Origin of the sequence: Idiomarina sp. HB (assembly GCF_048059115.1) — a bacterium.
GTDB lineage: Bacteria > Pseudomonadota > Gammaproteobacteria > Enterobacterales > Alteromonadaceae > Idiomarina > Idiomarina abyssalis.
Window position 1 is genome coordinate 355,885 of record NZ_JAYLVU010000003.1, and the last position, 18,489, is coordinate 374,373.

At 46.4% G+C, this 18,489-nt stretch carries 18 protein-coding genes and 1 rRNA gene; 7 read left to right on the top strand and 12 right to left on the bottom strand.

All coding sequences use genetic code 11. The annotated features are described in order from the left end of the window. Window positions 1–16: 16 nt before the first annotated feature. Complete coding sequence (panB, locus tag VBY75_RS10995; RefSeq protein ID WP_054489648.1) at window positions 17–817, top strand: 3-methyl-2-oxobutanoate hydroxymethyltransferase; 801 nt, start codon at window positions 17–19, stop codon at window positions 815–817. Continuing rightward, on the top strand, window positions 814–1,659 hold the full coding sequence (panC, locus tag VBY75_RS11000) for a pantoate--beta-alanine ligase (RefSeq protein ID WP_416512494.1): 846 nt from the start codon (window positions 814–816) through the stop codon (window positions 1,657–1,659). The genes panB and panC overlap by 4 nt, the downstream gene beginning before the upstream one ends. Here panC and panP read toward each other — a convergent pair. The 6 genes from panP to mpl are packed head-to-tail and all read right to left on the bottom strand — an operon-like array spanning window position 1,652 to window position 7,668. Then, complete coding sequence (panP, locus tag VBY75_RS11005) at window positions 1,652–3,301, bottom strand: pyridoxal-dependent aspartate 1-decarboxylase PanP (protein WP_054489651.1); 1,650 nt, start codon at window positions 3,299–3,301, stop codon at window positions 1,652–1,654. The genes panC and panP overlap by 8 nt on opposite strands. Next, on the bottom strand, window positions 3,302–3,976 hold the full coding sequence (gene trmB, locus VBY75_RS11010) for a tRNA (guanine(46)-N(7))-methyltransferase TrmB (protein WP_271331662.1): 675 nt from the start codon (window positions 3,974–3,976) through the stop codon (window positions 3,302–3,304). It abuts the gene before it with no gap. After that, window positions 3,976–4,752 carry an ABC transporter permease gene (locus VBY75_RS11015; RefSeq protein ID WP_054489655.1) on the bottom strand — a complete coding sequence of 259 codons (777 nt, stop codon included), beginning with the start codon at window positions 4,750–4,752 and terminating at the stop codon, window positions 3,976–3,978. The genes trmB and VBY75_RS11015 overlap by 1 nt, the downstream gene beginning before the upstream one ends. Then, the gene (locus VBY75_RS11020; RefSeq protein ID WP_054489657.1) at window positions 4,749–5,678 is read right to left on the bottom strand and encodes an ABC transporter ATP-binding protein; all 930 of its coding nucleotides are present in this window, start codon (window positions 5,676–5,678) and stop codon (window positions 4,749–4,751) included. Before VBY75_RS11020 ends, VBY75_RS11015 begins: the two co-directional genes overlap by 4 nt. Before the next feature lie 8 nt (window positions 5,679–5,686). Then, entirely contained in the window at window positions 5,687–6,307 is a 621-nt protein-coding gene (locus VBY75_RS11025; protein WP_054489661.1) for a flavin prenyltransferase UbiX, read from the bottom strand. Between the two features lie 2 nt (window positions 6,308–6,309). Continuing rightward, window positions 6,310–7,668 (bottom strand): UDP-N-acetylmuramate:L-alanyl-gamma-D-glutamyl-meso-diaminopimelate ligase, encoded by a 1,359-nt coding sequence (gene mpl, locus VBY75_RS11030; RefSeq protein ID WP_416512498.1) that lies wholly within the window; start codon window positions 7,666–7,668, stop codon window positions 6,310–6,312. A 150-nt stretch (window positions 7,669–7,818) separates the two neighbouring features. Between mpl and VBY75_RS11035 the strand changes: the two genes are divergently transcribed. The 5 genes from VBY75_RS11035 to VBY75_RS11055 all read left to right on the top strand — a co-directional run bounded on the left by VBY75_RS11035 (window position 7,819) and on the right by VBY75_RS11055 (window position 11,831). Continuing rightward, the gene (locus VBY75_RS11035) at window positions 7,819–8,802 is read left to right on the top strand and encodes a class 1 fructose-bisphosphatase (protein WP_054489665.1); all 984 of its coding nucleotides are present in this window, start codon (window positions 7,819–7,821) and stop codon (window positions 8,800–8,802) included. A gap of 82 nt (window positions 8,803–8,884) precedes the next feature. Further along, window positions 8,885–9,415 (top strand): inorganic diphosphatase, encoded by a 531-nt coding sequence (gene ppa, locus VBY75_RS11040; RefSeq protein WP_054489667.1) that lies wholly within the window; start codon window positions 8,885–8,887, stop codon window positions 9,413–9,415. A 27-nt stretch (window positions 9,416–9,442) separates the two neighbouring features. Beyond that, a complete protein-coding gene (locus VBY75_RS11045; protein ID WP_222235833.1) occupies window positions 9,443–10,138 on the top strand; it encodes an ABC transporter ATP-binding protein in 696 nt (231 codons plus the stop codon). Beyond that, entirely contained in the window at window positions 10,135–11,361 is a 1,227-nt protein-coding gene (locus VBY75_RS11050; RefSeq protein WP_416512501.1) for an ABC transporter permease, read from the top strand. Before VBY75_RS11045 ends, VBY75_RS11050 begins: the two co-directional genes overlap by 4 nt. Next, complete coding sequence (locus VBY75_RS11055) at window positions 11,358–11,831, top strand: DUF3299 domain-containing protein (protein WP_054489673.1); 474 nt, start codon at window positions 11,358–11,360, stop codon at window positions 11,829–11,831. Before VBY75_RS11050 ends, VBY75_RS11055 begins: the two co-directional genes overlap by 4 nt. Here the strand turns inward: VBY75_RS11055 and VBY75_RS11060 are convergent. The 6 genes from VBY75_RS11060 to rrf all read right to left on the bottom strand — a co-directional run bounded on the left by VBY75_RS11060 (window position 11,828) and on the right by rrf (window position 18,488). Next, window positions 11,828–14,041: an EAL domain-containing protein gene (locus VBY75_RS11060; RefSeq protein WP_054489675.1), complete on the bottom strand. Its 2,214-nt coding sequence runs from the start codon at window positions 14,039–14,041 to the stop codon at window positions 11,828–11,830. The two genes, VBY75_RS11055 and VBY75_RS11060, sit on opposite strands and share 4 nt — an antisense overlap. A gap of 93 nt (window positions 14,042–14,134) precedes the next feature. Beyond that, the gene (locus tag VBY75_RS11065) at window positions 14,135–14,821 is read right to left on the bottom strand and encodes a TIGR04219 family outer membrane beta-barrel protein (RefSeq protein ID WP_199494271.1); all 687 of its coding nucleotides are present in this window, start codon (window positions 14,819–14,821) and stop codon (window positions 14,135–14,137) included. A 29-nt stretch (window positions 14,822–14,850) separates the two neighbouring features. Beyond that, complete coding sequence (locus VBY75_RS11070; protein WP_224798145.1) at window positions 14,851–15,261, bottom strand: copper chaperone PCu(A)C; 411 nt, start codon at window positions 15,259–15,261, stop codon at window positions 14,851–14,853. A 44-nt stretch (window positions 15,262–15,305) separates the two neighbouring features. After that, complete coding sequence (locus VBY75_RS11075) at window positions 15,306–15,623, bottom strand: hypothetical protein (RefSeq protein WP_054489679.1); 318 nt, start codon at window positions 15,621–15,623, stop codon at window positions 15,306–15,308. Between the two features lie 172 nt (window positions 15,624–15,795). Continuing rightward, the gene (locus VBY75_RS11080) at window positions 15,796–18,198 is read right to left on the bottom strand and encodes a TonB-dependent receptor plug domain-containing protein (protein ID WP_224798146.1); all 2,403 of its coding nucleotides are present in this window, start codon (window positions 18,196–18,198) and stop codon (window positions 15,796–15,798) included. Window positions 18,199–18,372: 174 nt separating this feature from the next. After that, window positions 18,373–18,488, bottom strand: a 5S ribosomal RNA gene (gene rrf, locus VBY75_RS11085). Window position 18,489 lies beyond the last annotated feature (1 nt).

An 18,489-nucleotide genomic window follows, 5' to 3' on the forward strand; every position in this document is an offset into this window, starting at 1 on the left:
CTGCTGAAGGTGCGTTATGGCAACAACCAAAACCAGCATTGCAACGTTACAGAAAATGAAAAAAGAAGGGACCAAAATAAGCTCCCTGACTGCATACGATTCAAGCTTTGCCAAACTTATGACCGAACAGGGCGTGGACTTTATTCTGGTCGGTGACTCCCTGGGTAATGTCGTACAGGGCCGGGATTCAACTGTACCGGTTACCACCGACGATATGGTCTACCATACGCAGTGCGTTCGTCGTGGCGCCAGCGACGCCTTTGTTATAGCCGATATGCCTTTCATGACTTACAGCACCCCCGAGCAAGCCTACGAGGTTGCCGGCCGCTTAATGCAGGCCGGCGCAAATATGGTTAAGTTAGAAGGCGGACAGTGGTTAGTCGAGACCATTGAAGGCTTAAAAACTCGCGGCATTCCCGTCTGCGCACATCTGGGACTATTGCCACAGTCGGTGAATGTTCTGGGTGGCTATAAAGTGCAGGGTAAAGAGCAACAGCAAGCTGACGACACGCTCAATCAGGCACTATTGCTTGAAAAAGCGGGGGCTCAGTTGCTTGTTCTGGAGTGCGTTCCGGCTTCACTTGGTAAGCGCATTACAGAGCAGCTATCCATTCCAACCATTGGTATTGGCGCAGGTGCCGATACCGACGGACAAATTCTGGTTATGCACGATATGCTGGGCATGAACAGCGACTATTTGCCTAAGTTCGCTAAAGACTTCTTAGGCCAGGGCGGCTCTCTTGCCGATGCCTTTCGCTCATTTGCAGAGCAGGTACGGTCAGGCGAATTCCCAACTTCAGAGCACAGCTATAAATGAGGGTACTAAAGTCACTGGCTGAGCTTCGGAAGTGGCGCCAGCAACAATCAGAAGTTGCTCTGGTACCGACCATGGGTAATTTACACGATGGACACCTGCATCTGGTAAAAACAGCGCTGGAGCGTTGCGATAACGTTGTCGTTAGTATTTTTGTGAACCCTATGCAATTTGGAGCAAACGAAGATCTCGACAGCTATCCGCGCACTTTAGAAGCCGACTGCCAGGCATTGGATGCCCTTGGTGTTTCTGCCGTATTTACGCCACAGGTCAGTGACGTTTACCCCAGAGGCCTGGACAAACAGACCCGTATTGAAGTGCCGGGTATTAGTGACATTTTATGCGGAGCCAGTCGGCCTGGGCATTTCACCGGAGTTGCGACCATTGTCTGCAAACTCTTTAATATGGTACAGCCGCAGTTAGCCGTATTTGGCGAAAAAGACTATCAGCAGTTACAGGTCATTCGTTTAATGACACAGGACTTAAGCTTACCCGTTGAAGTTCTGGGCGCACCAACTCAGCGCGAAACCAGTGGCTTAGCGATGAGCTCGCGCAACGGTTATTTATCGCCTGAACAGAAGCAACAAGCGGCCGCACTTTACCGGACTCTTCAAAAGACCAAAGTTGAACTGGGTGTAAGCACTAACTTTTCTGAACTGGAAAAAGCAGCCGAAGAAGATTTAAGTCAAGCAGGCTTTGTACCTGACTACTTCAGTATTCGTAATGCAAAAGACTTGCAGGAAGCGACAGCAGAAGACCCTGAGTGGGTGATCCTGGCAGCCGCCTTTATGGGGAAAACGCGCCTGATTGACAACCTAAGGGTTTCCAACACCAGCGCTAGGTAAGCATACCGAGTTCACGCATTTCGGTATGCAGTGCGCCCCGCAAACTGGTCGCTTTTGAGGCAATTTGACGCTGCTCATTCAAAACTTCCTGCAGCATTTCATCCGTTGTTAATGGGTTAGCCAGCACCACACGAAACACCACGGTTGGCTCATGATGATATTGGCCTGGCGTTAGCTTTGTACGCGACACAAAAGATTGGCCACTTTCCCGCTGACGTTTTTGAATATAGCGGGTCAGGGCATTCAAATGAGGAGTCAGCCGCGCCAACTGCTCAGGCGTTGCTTTTTCCAGAGCCGCTTTCACTTTAGCCGGAACAAAACGGTACGTTAAAATACAAAGCTCCGGCTCTGTAATCACTTCAAAATCGTCCTGCTCTGCAATGAGCTTTGAGAAGTAACGCGCTTTATCAATGCTGTTATTAATCAGTAATTCATAACCCCGGCGCCCAATAACGTGCATAGCCGAAAATACCATCATGGCCATACCCGCTCGCGAACCTTCCATTGAATGCGAACCCAAATCCTTAGAGCCCTGACGAATAATGTATTCCGCATGGTGTTCTATAGATTTGACCAAAGACGGATTCTTAAACAACACCAAACCCGCACCCATAGGCACATACATTTGTTTGTGAGCATCAATAGTGACACTGTCGGCCCGTTCAATACCCGCCAGTAATGGACGATGCTGTTCAGACAATAACGTTGCCCCGCCCCAGGCAGCATCAACATGAAAGTGAGCATCCACTTCTTCCGCAACTGTTGCCATATCGTCCAGCGGATCAATGTGCCCCGTTTCCGTTGTACCTGCAACACCAACCAGCGCCAGCACCTTGCCGCCCTCTTTTGCAATCTGTTCACAGGTCTTTCGCAACTCATCTATACGAATGCGGTTATCACTGTCTGTCGCCACTGAGACTAAATTCTTACGACCAATACCCAGTACATCAGCTGCTTTGCTCAGCGAATAGTGCCCTCGCTCAGACACCACCACCGTTAGCTTAGAGTAGCCATAATGCTGAAGACCGGCAGCCAGGCCATCGGCTGCAATACCGGCAAAGTCACCGTCAGCCTGCAATAAGCGGTTACGGGCTACCCAAAGCGCCGTCATATTGGCGATGGTTCCACCCGAACAAAACGCCCCCAAAGAATGCTGAGCACTGTGCATCCAGCGGTTATAGAACGGTGCATCCTGTTGATACACCAAATGATGCAGCATGCCGATAACGTTACGCTCTAAAGGCGTAAAGGCCTTGGAGGTTTCAATTTTTACCAGGTTCTGATTGAGCCCGACCATCAGTTTGGCCAATGGCAAAAGGAAATACGGCAGGGCCGATGTCATGTGACCAATAAAGCGAGGCGATGCTGTATGCACAGAATGTGCAACCAACTTATCCAGCAGAAACTCGGTATGGTCAGAAACAAACTGAGGCTCTTCCGGGATCTGTGATTTATCGAAGTCCCTTTCAATTTCCTGCAACGGCTTCTCACGGGCGACAATGTGCTCACCCAGAAACCCCATCAGGTTTTCTGAAAGGTGCTTTTCGATTTTACCCAGCGTCGAGTCCGGTGCCTCTGGTATGGTAAATATACGATACAGAGATTCCTGGCTGACTTCCGCTATGTCATTTTTGGGGCTCAATCAAGACTCCTTAGATAGGTTCGCATGCAGTTGCCATAACGCCTGGCCGCTGTTTTTATATTTACGTTCAAACGGTGTTATCGGGTCTGCGTTGTCTGCCAATAACGAAATATCGGCATGGTATCCGCTCACCTTAAGGGCCTGAGCCACTTCAAGCAAGTATAGGCTCCAGTTTGAACGCATCTGCAGTTGACCACCCAGCGCAACAACGTCTTTCCATACTGGACTACCGTGCCAGCGACGCGATAAGTGAGCAGATTTAGGCCAGGGGTTGGGATATAAAATGCAATGCTGCTGTGGCTGCCAATTTGCCTGGTTAGCCAGTCGCCAGAAGTCATTCAAGTCAGCCCGCACAACCCAGTAGCGCTGACCATTCTCGCCGCTCTGGTAGTGACTGTGCCGTTCTACCCGGTGCGCCGATTTATCGACACCAATAACCATTGCGTGAGGATTAAGCTCTGCCAGTTTCGCGGTGCTTTCTCCAACACCACAGCAGGAGTCGAGAATAATTGGCCCGCCCCAGCTTTCAACTTGTGCGTTAATTTCATCAAACGCCTGCTGGTTATGCTCCTGAATCGGCTTCAGAAACTCGCTTTGCAAATGACGACGAACCACCGCTTCGGTATCTTCGTGCGGCCCGTTTTGATTCGTCGTAACTGGTCTTGCCTGCTGCATCAGGAGCGAATTCCTATGCCTTTATCCAGAATATAATAAGCCGCCGCGAAAAACAGAATATTAAAACCAACTAAGACTCCTATAGCCAGGCCAATGCTTACATCAGACTGTCCTAAAAAGCCGTAACGAAAACCGTTAACCATATAAAGAACAGGGTTTGCCATAGAAACCTTTTGCCAAAACTCAGGTAACAAGCTGACTGAGTAAAACACCCCGCCTAAATAGGTAAGAGGCGTTAAAACGAACGTTGGCACAATAGAAATATCGTCAAAAGTCTTACCGTAAACCGCATTAATTAGTCCGCCCAGACAGAATAAGGTCGAGGTTAAGACCACGGTTAAGATGACATAACCAATATGGGCAATCTGGATATCGGCAAATAAGAAGGATACGCAGGTGACAATAACGGCAACAATCATCGCCCTTGCCATACCACCACCGACATAACCGGCAATAATAACGGCAGTAGGTACCGGCGACACCAGCATTTCTTCAATGTTGCGCTGAAATTTAGCACTAAAGAATGACGATGCAACATTAGAATAGGAGTTAGTAATGACTGACATCATGATAAGCCCGGGCACAATAAACTCCATATAACCCACGCCACTCATGTCACCAATTCGTTCACCCACAATGCTACCGAAAATGACAAAATACAGAGTCATAGTGATAGCAGGCGGTACCAGAGTTTGTATCCAAATACGGAGAAAACGGGTGCACTCTTTAATCCAGATGGTTTTTAACGCGATAAAGTTAGCGGCGGAATGACTCATTTCGCGGCCTCCTGCTGACGCCCTTGTTCTACCATAGACACAAACAGCTCCTCTAAACGGTTCGCTTTATTACGCATCGATAAGACTTTTACCTTTTGTGCTGAAAGCTGCTCGAATACCGCATTCAGTCCGGCATCCTTATCTACCTCAACTTCTAACGTATGTTCGTCTTTCCAGAGATGGTTGAAGTCTTTAATCTCAGCGCCGTTATGGCCAGGGGCCAGGTCCAGCACAAAGGTCTCCCGACTTAACTGCGCCAGCAAACGCTTCATTGAGGTGTCTTCAATAATACGACCACTATCAATGATGCCTATATTACGACACAGAGTTTCCGCCTCTTCTAAATAATGCGTGGTCAAAATGATGGTAATGCCTTGTTGATTTATTTTTGTCAGGTAATCCCACATTGAACGTCTAAGCTCAATATCGACACCCGCTGTCGGCTCATCAAGAATCAACAGTTTCGGCTCATGCAATAACGCCCGGGCAATCATAAGGCGTCGCTTCATACCACCGGAAAGCGACCGCGATGGTTCATTACGCTTATCCCACAACCCAAGTTGTTTAAGGTATTTCTCTGAGCGTTCTTTCGCTAGCGAACGAGGCACACCGTAATAGCCCGCTTGATTCACCACTATCTGATGCACTGTTTCAAATTGGTTGAAGTTAAACTCCTGAGGTACCAGGCCAATTTGACGTTTTAAGTCAGTAAGTTGTGTATCCAGGTCATAACCAAATACCTTTACCTTGCCTGACGTCTTATTAACCAGCGACGAAATAATACCAATAGTGGTCGACTTGCCAGCACCATTAGGACCTAGCAGAGCATAGAAATCGCCCTCTTCGACCACCAAATTAATACCTTTCAGGGCTTCAAAGCCACCGCGGTATGTTTTGCGTAAGTCTTCAATTTCTAAAGCTTTCATAAACCTCTTTATGACTCCTTTCCATAGCCCCAGCGGCTAACTAAACGCTGCTCAAGGCCCAGGTGGTCTAAAATTCTGGCCACCATAAAATCAATTAAATCATCAATACTTTCGGGTTGATGATAAAAGCCAGGCGCTGCCGGCATTATGGTCACGCCCTGCTGACTGAGTTGCAGCATATTCTGTAAATGAATAGTTGAAAGCGGCGACTCTCTCGGCACCAAAATAAGTTGCCCGCGCTCTTTCATTACGACATCGGCAGCTCGCTCGATCAGCGTATTGCTACTGCCATGGGCAATGGCTGACAAAGTACTGGTTGAACAGGGACAAACCACCATTTTAGCAGGCGCCGCTGAACCAGATGCGACCGGCGAAAACCACTCTTCTTTGCCGTAGACTTTGAGCTTTTCAGCATCTACCGAAAAGTGCTCACACAGCATAGCCGCTGCTTTCTCAGGGGCTGCCGGAATTTGCATATTCTGCTCTGTGGCCAGCACTACTCGCGCGGCACTTGAGATCAACAACAGTACCTGTTGATCTTGATCAAGCAGGCATTGTAGCAAACGCAGGGCATAAGGGGCACCCGAGGCACCGGTTATCGCAACAGTGATTCTATTGTCGTTTTTCATGACTAGGCTCCTGTGTCATCCAGTTCTTGCAGCGCTTTAAGAAAACGTTGATGCAAGCCATCGAAACTGCCGTTACTCATAATCAGTACAGAGTCCCCCGCTTGCGCTTCGGTCAACAACCCTGCCAGCAAATCATCTGTAGATTCAAACACATGAGCATTCGGCATTTTTTCAGCTAAGCGCCACTTCAGCCCTTCTGGCTGCAGTACAAATATGTCGTCGGCATCGGCTAACGAATCAGCCAGAGTATCGCTGTGAACCCCCATTTTCATGGTATTTGATCTGGGCTCCAGTACGGCAATAATGCGGCTCTTTGGTTGATGCTGTCGCAAGCCAGATACGGTTGTTTTGATTGCACTGGGGTGATGGGCAAAATCATCAAAAACCTTTATACCGCCGTATTCACCCAATAACTCCATGCGCCGTTTCGGGCTTTTAAATAAGGTAAGAGCCTGTGCGCTTTGCTCTGCTTTAATACCAACATGAGCTGCAGCAATAATAGCCATCATGGCGTTATTTACATTATGGGTCCCCAGGATGTTCCAATTAACCCGTGCGATACACTTGCCCTGATAATGTACTTCAAACTCAGTCCCATCAGCTTTAAGCAGTTTAGCCTGCCATTCGCCTTGCTCTCCGACACGTACGACCGGGCTCCAGCAACCTTGCTCAATGACCGCTTCCAGAGCGGCATCATCGCTGGGTAAAATCACCTGTCCGGTATCGGGAACCACCCGCAGTAAATGCGCAAATTGTCGCTGAATAGAAGCTAAGTCAGGGAAGATATCCGCATGATCGAACTCAAGGTTATTCAGAATCAAAGTATCCGGAGCGTAATGCACAAATTTAGAACGCTTATCGAAGAAGGCCGTATCGTACTCATCCGCTTCAATGACAAAAAAGTTGGAATCGGTTAGGCGTGCACTCACAGGGAAATTGCCCGGTACGCCACCAATCATAAAACCGGGTTCAAAACCGCTATCTTGTAAAATCCAGCTCAGCATACTGGCTGTCGTCGTTTTTCCATGGGTGCCGGCAACCGCCAGCACCCAGCGTTGAGTCAACACATTATCGTGCAGCCACTGCGCGCCAGAAACGTAGGGAATGCGCTCGCGTAGGACTGCTTCTACTTCATCGTTACCGCGGCTTAGCGCGTTACCAATAATCACCATATCGGGGCGCGGCTTTAAGTTGTTCTGCGAATACCCCTGCATTAATTCAATGCCGAGGTTTTCCAGTTGCGTACTCATTGGCGGATAGACTTGAGCGTCAGACCCGGTAACACGGTGTCCCAATTGCTGCGCTATAGCGGCGACGCCCCCCATGAAAGTACCGCAAATCCCGACGATATGAATGTGCATGCGTTATCCAAACCCGTTCGTTTAAAAAATATCGAAAGTGTACCACCGTCGTCGCTGACAAGCAGGATTTTTACCAAAAAATAAGGTATCATTTGCGCTCTCTGAACATACATTTGTAAGCATCCAACAACCAGAGCTGCAGGAACTTTCATGAAACGTTTATTACCAACACTGAGAGCGGATCAAACCAGCGAGTCGCTTATCTCTGTTATTAACACCATTCAAATTGCGGCCAAGGAAATCTCTTTCCGTCTGCACCAGGGCGCATTAGCCGGTGTATTAGGCTCAACACTGGATGAAAACATTCAGGGCGAGACACAGAAAAAACTCGATGTTGTTGCAAATCAGCTGTTAAAAACTCTGTTGCTGGAATCACCTAACGTACATGCCATTGCTTCTGAAGAAGAAGACTCCATTGTCGAAAGCCCAAATTCAGGACATTATTTGGTTGCCTTTGACCCGTTGGATGGCAGTTCTAACATCGATATAAATGGTGGTGTTGGTACCATTTTTTCTATTCTGCGCAAGCCCGAAGGCGAAGAAACCAGCGAGAACATGTTTTTGCAGCCCGGCAAAGCTCAGGTAGCAGCAGGCTATGTTTTGTATGGACCGGCGACCATGTTGGTTATGACCACAGGCAAAGCAGTGCGCATTTACACTCTGGATCAAACCGTTGGTGAGTTTTTATTGACCCACGAAAAAGCAGAAATTCCGAAAGACACCAAAGAGTTCGCGATTAATATGTCGAACCGCCGTCACTGGGCCGACCCTATTCGCGCCTATATTACTGATTTACTCGACGGTGAAGAAGGTCCTCGCGGCAAGAATTTTAATATGCGCTGGAACGCCGCTATGGTCTCCGACGTACACCGTGTGATTTCACGCGGCGGATTGTTCACTTACCCCTGGGATGCCCGTAACCCCGACAAACCTTTTAAACTGCGCCTTTTATATGAAGTTGCGCCAATGTCTATGCTGGTTGAAAAAGCCGGCGGTAAAGCGACTGACGGTTATCGTCGTTTAATGGAGATTGTGCCGGAACATATTCACCAACGGGTATCCGTGGTTATGGGGTCCGCAAACGAAGTGGATATGTGTATGGAGTACCACAGTAAGCACCCAAAACCTTATTAGACTGATATCGATATTGCGTGAAAAGGTCCAACCGTTATAATCGCGCAGTAACTTTTATTTTATACATACAGCAGGAAGTACTATGAGCTTAGGAAACGTCACCGCAGGCGCCAATATGCCTGAAGAAGTTAACGTTATTATCGAGATCCCGGCAAACGCTGACCCGATCAAATACGAAGTCGATAAAGACACTGGTACACTTTGGGTTGACCGCTTTATGTCGACACCCATGTTCTATCCGGCGAACTACGGTTTCGTTAACGAAACCTTGTCATTAGATGGCGACCCGGTTGATGTGTTAGTGCCTACTCCATACCCTCTGCAGGCAGGTTCTGTCATCAAATGCCGTCCAGTTGGCGTATTGAAAATGACGGACGAGTCTGGTGAAGACGCAAAAGTCATTGCTGTTCCGGTGAGTAAACTGACCAAAGAATACGACCACATCAACGACATTGATGACTTGCCAGAGCTACTCAAAGCACAAATTACTCACTTCTTTGAGCGTTACAAAGAGCTTGAAAAAGGCAAGTGGGTTAAAGTTGACGGTTGGGCTGACGCAGCTGCCGCAAAAGAAGAAATTGTGTCTTCTTTTGAGCGCGCAAAAAAATCTTAATTTAGAGTGAACTATAGCACCGACATAATGCATGCTGTCAGCATAGAAAAGTTACTCTTTTCATGGTCTGGACAACAGCCCACCCTGGATATTCCTGCCTGGCAGATAAAACAAGGTGAGACGGTGCTGCTGCGCGGCCCCAGCGGTAGTGGTAAATCAACACTGCTATCGCTGTTGGCCGGCATTAATACCCCACAAAGTGGCTCTTTAAATCTATTTGAAACCGCTTTTTCCAATTTGTCCGGCAGACAGCGTGACCGTTATCGTGCCGACAACATTGGCTATATTTTTCAGCAATTCAATTTGCTGCCCTATTTATCGGCTCTAGATAATGCGCTGCTCGCCTGTCAATTTTCCAAAAAAAGGCGGCAACGTATCGCAGAACAAGGCAGCTCTGCTGAAGCGACAGCAAATGAGATGCTGCAGCGCTTAGGGTTAAATTCCGCACAAATTGAGCAACCGGCTCATACTCTGAGTGTTGGTCAGCAGCAACGTGTTGCCGCGGCACGCGCCTTGTTGGGTGCTCCTAAGCTTCTTATAGCGGATGAACCAACCTCAGCACTCGATGCCGAGCATCGGGATACGTTTATTCAATTGTTGCTTGAGCTCAGTAGCCAAAATAACACCACAGTTATTTTTGTCACTCATGACGCTGCATTGTCATCCTACTTTGATAAGCATGTTGAGCTTAATGAGCTCAATCAGGCAGGAGCTCAACCATGATCCGCCTGGCCATAAAAAGCTTAATGAACAGACGAGCGAGTGTTCTGCTGACTGTTATCGCTATTGCCGTCAGCGTTACCTTACTGCTAGCTGTAGAACGGGTTCGCGAACAGGTGCAAAGTCATTTTGCTAATACGGTTTCTGGCACTGACTTAATAATTGGCGCCCGAACCGGACAGACACAATTACTACTGTCTTCAGTCTTCCACATTGGCAGCATGACCAACAATATGAGCTGGGAAAGCTTTGAAGATATTCGTGAACGCCCCGAAGTCAGTTGGGCAATACCCATGTCATTAGGTGACAGCGTTCAGGGCCTGCCCGTTGTCGCAACAACCAATGCCTACTTTGAGTATTTTAAGTACGGCAACAAGCAGGCTCTGGAGTTTTCTCAAGGTAGTGCTTTTGCTTCAGATGAAGAAGTCGTACTAGGAGCCGATGCCGCCGAGAAGCTCTCTAAAACCATGGGTGACGACATTATTATTGCTCATGGCAGCGGTGGCATTAGCTTCAGCGAACATGACCAGCATCCGCTTACTGTCACTGGTGTCCTGCAACGAACAGGAACTCCGGTTGATCAGGCTGTGTTCGTTACATTACACAGCCTTGAAATGATTCACAGCGGTGAGCATGAGCATTCTGGTCACGATCATCACAATGAAGCCCCGGCAGACAGCATCAGCGCGGCCCTGCTTGGCTTAAAGGCAAAACCACTGGCTTTGCGCTTGCAGCGTCAGATAAATACTTATGAGAAAGAGCCCTTAACCGCTCTTTTACCGGGTATGACCTTGCAGGAGCTATGGAAAACGCTGCGAGTCTTTGAGCAGGCTTTAACAGCAATATCGGCAATGGTTGTACTCATAGGTTTATTGGGCATGCTGACAATTATGTTGGCCAGCTTAAGGGAACGCCGACGCGAAATGGCTGTCCTAAGAGCAGTTGGAGCTGGTCCTGGAACCATATTCGGCCTGTTGCTCAGTGAGGCTCTGCTATTAACTGTAGTTGGTGCTTTTTCCGGCTTACTTCTGCTATATGGTCTGCAGTGGTCATTAGCCGGCGTTATTCAGTCTCAGACAGGACTAATACTCAGCACCACCTGGCCTGGCGCTAGTGAATGGTGGCGTATGGCACTCGTGATTATTGTCGGCTTTATGTTAAGTTTAATTCCGGCCTGGCGAGCTTATCGCCAATCTCTTGCAGACGGACTTACGGTGAAAATATGAAGAAGTTATTAGCGGTTGTATTATTAATGCTAACTTTTCCCGCATTTGCGGCTGCGGAAAAAATTGGCTGGAAAGATTTAATTCCCGAAGGTTTTACACCGCCTCCGGTTAAGCCTCAATCATATTATGATGCTAACCCTGAAGAAGATCGGCAGACTAACCTGGACGCCCCGGTAGTCGAGTCACTTAACGGAAAGAAAGTCCGTATTCCCGGGTATGTTGTTCAACTAGAAGGGGATGCTGATAAGGTCACTGAGTTTCTGTTGGTTCCTTATTTTGGTGCCTGCATTCATGTGCCACCACCACCTCCCAATCAAATTATCCATGTTGAGTATGAAGAAGGTGTTCCGTATGAGAACACTTATGATGCCGTCTGGATAGAAGGCACCATAAAGGTTGAACGCAAAGAAGGTGATCTTGCTGTTGTCGGCTATCAAATGGATGCCGATAGCGTTGAAGTTTACAACTAAGAGTAACTCATTTGCTTTTGCAGCAAGCTTATTAATTGATCCGCGGGCATAGGTTTGGCAAAGAAATAACCTTGCCCCTCGGCGCATTCTAATCCTAAAAAGTAATCGAGCTGACTCTGTTCTTCAATTCCTTCAGCTAAAACATTCAAGCCCAAACGACCGGCCATATCGACAATAGTTTCGATGATGATTTGTCCACTCGCCTGATCGGAGTTGTTTACAAAGGTTTTATCTATCTTAATTCGGTCAAGCGGCAGTTTCTGAAGGTAGCTTAGCGACGAAAAGCCAACGCCGAAGTCGTCAATGGCAACTTTTATACCTTGCTGCTTTAATCGTCTTAAAATATCAGCTACCAGATCAGGATCTTCCATAACGATACTTTCAGTAATTTCTAATTCAATTCGTTCCGGATTAATTCCCCATTGTTCAATTTGTTTTTCAACAAGCTCTGGGAAGTCGCGTTTACGAAACTGAGGTACCGATACGTTAACAGCAACTCTTAACTGTGGCAGACCAATTTCATCAAATGCATTAATTTGCCGGCAAGCCTCTTCAATAACCCAGGAGCCAATTTCTACAATAAGCCCAGAATATTCAGCAAGAGGAATAAACTCAGCCGGCGAAATAAACGAGCCGTCACTTTGAGGCCAGCGTAATAGCGCTTCCACCCCTATGACTTTTTGGGTTGTTAACTCCACCTGGGGCTGATACCAAACTTCCAGTTTTCTGTTAGCAAAATCCGCACGTAATCGGCGTACCAGATGAAGCCTGCGTTGGGTATCTTGCTCCATCGAGGGTTGGTAGTAGTTATAACGGTCAAAAGAGTTATTCTTCGCATTTTTTAAGGCGATATAAACTTGCTTCAATAGCCCTTTGCCATTAACTCTTTCCGGGTTAGCTCCCGATGCAAAGCCACAGGTAACGCGCAGTGGGATGTAATGCTCGCCAGCTCTAAAAGGTAAAGAAAAAAGCTCATTAAAAGCGTTAGGTGTGACAATATCTGTCGGACCAAAAATACCAAATACATCGGCGGCAATACGGGAAACGAATACATTACTGCCGAGTTGATCAGTAAGGCGTAAAGCTACTGAGCGAAGAAGCAAATTTCCTACATCCTGGCCCAAGCCATCATTTACGTCAGAAAAGTGGTCAATATCGATAACTGCGACCATTTTATCTTTGTCGGGTTTCTCCGACAAAGCCTGAAGGCTTCTTGTAAACTCAGCCCGATTAGGAATACCCGTTAGCGGATCAAGGTACGCGGCAGTTTGTAACTCTTCAAACAAGTTGGCATTTTCAAAGCCAACAGCGATATTAGCGAGGAAGACTTCCAGTAACTCTTGATCGTATTCCGCTACAATGTTTTTTGTTTCTATATAGGCTGCGGCTTGATGCACCTGTCCATCAATGAAGAAAACGGTAGCATCCTCAGTATGAATATGACGTTGTTCATTCAGACACTGCCTGACGCTTTTCTCAATTTCGCTTGAGTTCAGCGTTGATAAGCTCTTATTAATACTATCTGCAAAGTGTCCTGCGGCTCCTAACACTAAAATTTCGTTATCTTTATGGGGGGCTCTGGCACCGACAATGCCTTCTGCACTCAATCCCAGCAAAGACGCAATTTGCGTAACAACACCTTCAGAAAAATTCACAATGGAATGCTTTTCCATCAGGTTTGACGCTGAATGAATAATTTTTCTCAAACCACGGCGGTTTTCATTAATTGTGCAGAGTTGCTGATAGGAACGGACAGCGGAAAATACAGTCGTTAATAACCGGCTTCGGGTTAATTCCGTTTTAGTTTTGTAATCATTAATATCATAATTCTTTACGACACTTTCTTCCGGTGCATAACCCGGTTGACCAGTACGCAAAACAATCCGAATCTCATCATTGCCAAGTTGCTCTCTAATGGCTTGTGCCACTTTCAAGCCAGCGTTATCGGTTTCCATGACGACATCAAGCAGCACCATCGCAATGTCATCATGCTCGACTAAGCGGTCCAGCGCTTCATTTCCACTGTAAGCATGATGGAACTCAAGCTGGCGGCCACAAATAACAACATCGGCTAAAGCCATCTTAGTCACTGCATGAATTTCCTGATCATCATCGACAATCAGGATTTTCCAAAAACCTTTACTGTATTCCGACTGAATTATTTCGTCATCATCGTGAAGAAATAGAGGTTCGTCTTGACTACTGACCATCCGAGGCCATCCATTAATAAGAAATTACAAACATATAACAATCTAGCTTATATAACGGATGGCCTGCAAGCTTAGAATAGTCTAATTAATCGATTAAAAATGTACTTCTACCCCAAAAAATGGACCTTTAAAGGTGACATCTGAATAAATTTCATCAACATCATCCAGTTCAACAACTGAATGACGGTAGCCCGCATTAAGATTTATATCGACCGCTAAATTTTCTACCAAACGATATTCCACACCAATTTGAGCATCCTGAACTTTACTGTCTTTCACGCTAAGCGCACTGGCATCAGCAAAGAACGTCCAGTCGGTAGCGGGCACCCCCACTCTTGCTGCAACGTAGGCTGTTGGCACGACAACAGAAAAATCCTGACGACCAAAGGTATTACTTATTTCGGTCCGCAAAGTACCGTCAAAGTCCATTGCGTTTATACCAATATCGAAAGACACTAAATCATTATCGAAAATTTCGTAGTATAAAATGTAATCTCTATGACTAAAGTCGTTTTCTCCGTAACCACCATTAACTTCTATAGAGTTTTCTCTGATTTTTATATTAGGAATTAATGGGACTGGATGCTCAAGTGCAATGTAATAGCTGCTGTGATTATCATTTTCGAAATTAGGTTCTATCAAATTAGAACCAACGGCATATTGCCCTTCGTTGTCAGCATTCCAAATTTGACCACCGGCATAAACACCGAAAACGGTGTCAGCTAATACACTACCCGGAGCTGCTAATGCAACTGCCAACACTAAGGTTCTTTTGTACATATCCATTCCTATAAAATTTGAAGCTTTGGTTATTTAACTAAAATTTCTATTTCTTGGCTTGAGCCTGATTCAAAATTTAACGTCAGAGAAAAGCGCTCTTCTGCTTTTAAAGGCGCATTAAGTCCAAACAACATAAAGTGGTAACCACCAGGCTGGAACTTGATAACTTCATTAGGATCAAGAGATAGGGATTCGACCGCTTCCATTTTCATCACATCAGCAGACATAACATGCCGGTGTATTTCTGCCACGCGGCTAACATCCGAGCTGATGTGAGTTATTTTTACGGTTTCATTCCCTGCGTTTTTAAAAGTTGCATAAGCGGCTCCGTTTTCAGTTCCCGGAATGCTGGCACGAGCCCATGCATCGGTAACCGTTAAAGAATCTGCAAAAGCCAGAACAGGTAGACAGCACGCCGCGGCTGCGATTATTTTTAGCATTGCCTTAGCCTCTTAATGTAACTAAGGGCTTATAGTACACGTGATTAGCCTGTTCTAGAAACCTTTGGTTTACGAAAAATAAAGTAAAGAACCAAAACGCAAAGTATAAGAGGCCAGAATAAGCCTATGCCACTGAGTAACAGCGCAACAAGTGCTGCTCCAATACCCAGAAGCACGCTACCAAATACGGTTGCAACGATAAAAAACACCAGACCAACAAAAAATAAGCTCACCAATAATGAAACCGATATTTCAATTACAGATCCAATTGCCATTCCAAAAACAGAAAATATTTCCTCTGCAAAAAATAGCAGCCCAACAATAGATAGAACCAATAACCAACCAAAGCTTCGATTTGACATGACCATGACCTCAGTAACGAACGATTTAAAAAGATTTATTGATACAGTTACAACTACCATGCCAACTATTTAATTTAATGTTTTCAATTAGTTAAAAATATACTTGGAGAGCGGGTATAAAAAAACCGCCACTATTTGGCGGTTTTTACTAATATTCGTTTTTATCAAGAAGCTAGAACTTATACTCAACTTCTGAGTAAAAATACCCACCGTTAAAACCAATAGGCGAGTTGGTTAATGGGTATTTAAAAATACCATTAAACTGATTGCCCTCTGCACGTTCATCAGGGTACTCACTGAATAGGTTCTGAGCTCCTACCCTTAGGGCTAGCGCATCGTTCCATTGATAATTAACAGTAACGTCTGTTATCCAATTTGGGCCGTAGGTTTCAGTTCCACTCGTGTAACCTATAGAGTAATTCCCAAAGTAACTAAACTGTACATTACTGGTCCACTTCCCTTTCGTATGAGTTAAACCTATTGATCCTGAATGATCAGGTGTCGATCGGGTCATTCTAATTTGCTCATCACTATCAAACAGAACGTCGTCCAGACCATCCAGCAATTGTGGTAAGTTAATAGAGTCTATTTCCGTATTATTATAACCATACGCCAACTGTGCTTTCAGATCGCCATAAGCACCGACACCAAAAGTTTTACTGGCAACAATATCCAGACCCTTAGTCGTTGTATCAACAGCATTCAAAAAGAACCGGGCGTTTTCAGCAGATGTGGTCGCTAATGCTTCTTCAACCGCAGGTGAATCAACCGGTGAAACATCGCCTGACAGAATAATGCGATCTTCAATTTCTATTTGGAACGCATCGACGGTAATAGCAAGACCATCATAACCGTTCCAGACCATTCCCAGACTCACGCTTTCAGATTCCTCAGGTTGCAAGTCGCCAATTCCTAGCGCCTGAGTCACCGGGCTAATGTTATTGAATGTTCCTGACTGCTCTGGCTCCAGGCCATCACCACGATCAACAAACAGCGTAGAAATATTAGTAAAGTAAAGTTGCTGAACACTCGGTGCCCGGAAACCTGTATTAATGGCGCCACGAACCGCAACTCTGTCCGTCAAATCGTATCTTCCGGAAAGCTTCCAACTCGTGTTGTTACCAAAGTCGGAGTAATCTTCATGACGAATTGCTGCACCCCACATAAAGTCAGTAGTGAGTTGATTTTCAGCTTCTACATATACACCAAGGTTATCACGCGATTCATCAACCGCCGACTCAGGCGTGAACCCTGTGAAGCCCTGACTTCCGCCTGGGCGATCCTGGTAACCACCATTGATGTAAGAGGCTTCATCGCCGGCAATGACTTCATAAGAATTCTCACGGTAGCTAATACCCATAGCAAGAGAAAGCTCGGAGTTATTGGCAAAAGGAATGAAGCGCTGAGCATCAAATGTCAGGTTCGTTTCACTGTTTTCCAGTGTTCCGGCCTCAAACGACGTTGGTGTTAAGTCTGGGCCCAAAGACGCGTTCAAAGAGTTTTCAACGTTGTACTGGAACTTGCTGAAACCATAACCACCGCTGAAATCTAGTGTCCACTCGCCTGCAGCCCATTCGTATCCGGCATAAGCAGAATAGTCATTTACGTCGGGAGCTAAAATTGGCAAGAATCCGTCAGGATAAATTTCGGTTAATGTATTGCTTTGTAATGCACGACGGTAGAAGGCGCCAGACTCTGACGTGCGATCGCTAATACCACCAAAAGCGTAAAAGCTTCCGTCACCTATGCCGATGTCAAGATTGGCAAACAAGGCTGCATTTTCATATTCCGCATCACCGACGTGAAAGCTTTGTCTATCAAAAGTCTCTTCGCGGGGATCAAGCCCACCGCTTGGCAGTTCAGGGTATTGTTGACGCGGATCATTGCCAGCTCGATTTGTTCTGTTCTTATGGTGCAGCTCTCCTGATAACGTAAAAGCGCCGTCATCGCCTATAGAAAAGCCGGAGCTTGCAGACAGTTTCCATTGCTCACCATCGCCTTTATGCGTCTGGCCGGCCTGAAAGTTTGCACTGCCGCCACTGTCATTGTCTTTTAATACGATATTAATCACACCCGCTATGGCATCAGAACCATAAAGGGCTGCCGCTCCGTCTCTTAAAACCTCAATGCGCTTAATTGCCGCAATAGGAATCGCATTTAAGTCTACATTCGAACTGCCGCGTCCGGTCGTGCCGTTTAGATGCACCAAAGCTGAGCTATGGCGTCGCTTACCGTTAATAAGTACCAGCGTATGATCAGGTGACAGCCCTCTTAATGAAGCTGGTCGAACGGCGTCCGTACCATCAGTAACAGATGATGAAGGGTAATTGAAACTTGGTACGGCGTATTGAAGCGCCTTTGCTGTTTCCGTAATACCTGTTGCAGCTAAATCTTCGCCACTAATAATATCTACCGGCGCCGAACCATCTGTCGCTGTGCGCATGGACAATCGGGAACCCACCACCTGAATGACTTCTTCCACACTCTCAGCTTCAGAGCCTTGTTGCGCAGACGCAATTGGCGCTATGAAGAATGAACTTGCCAACGCAAGTGTTATCGCATTAAAACGTTTCATACTGCTCTCCCCCTGTGGTTATACAATGAATATAGCAGGAGATCAGTGATTTGGTTCAGTCTGGAAAAACCTTAGATATAAGCAAAAGTTATAATAGCGTGATGCTGAAGTGAGGTATTTTGTGACGGACATAAAAAAAGCCCCCAGCGTAAGCTGAGGGCTGTTTTATTAATAGTCTGGCGGTGACCTACTCTCGCATGGGGAGACCCCACACTACCATCGGCGCTGGTGTGTTTCACTTCTGAGTTCGGAAAGGATTCAGGTGGTGCCACACCGCTATGGCCGCCAGAC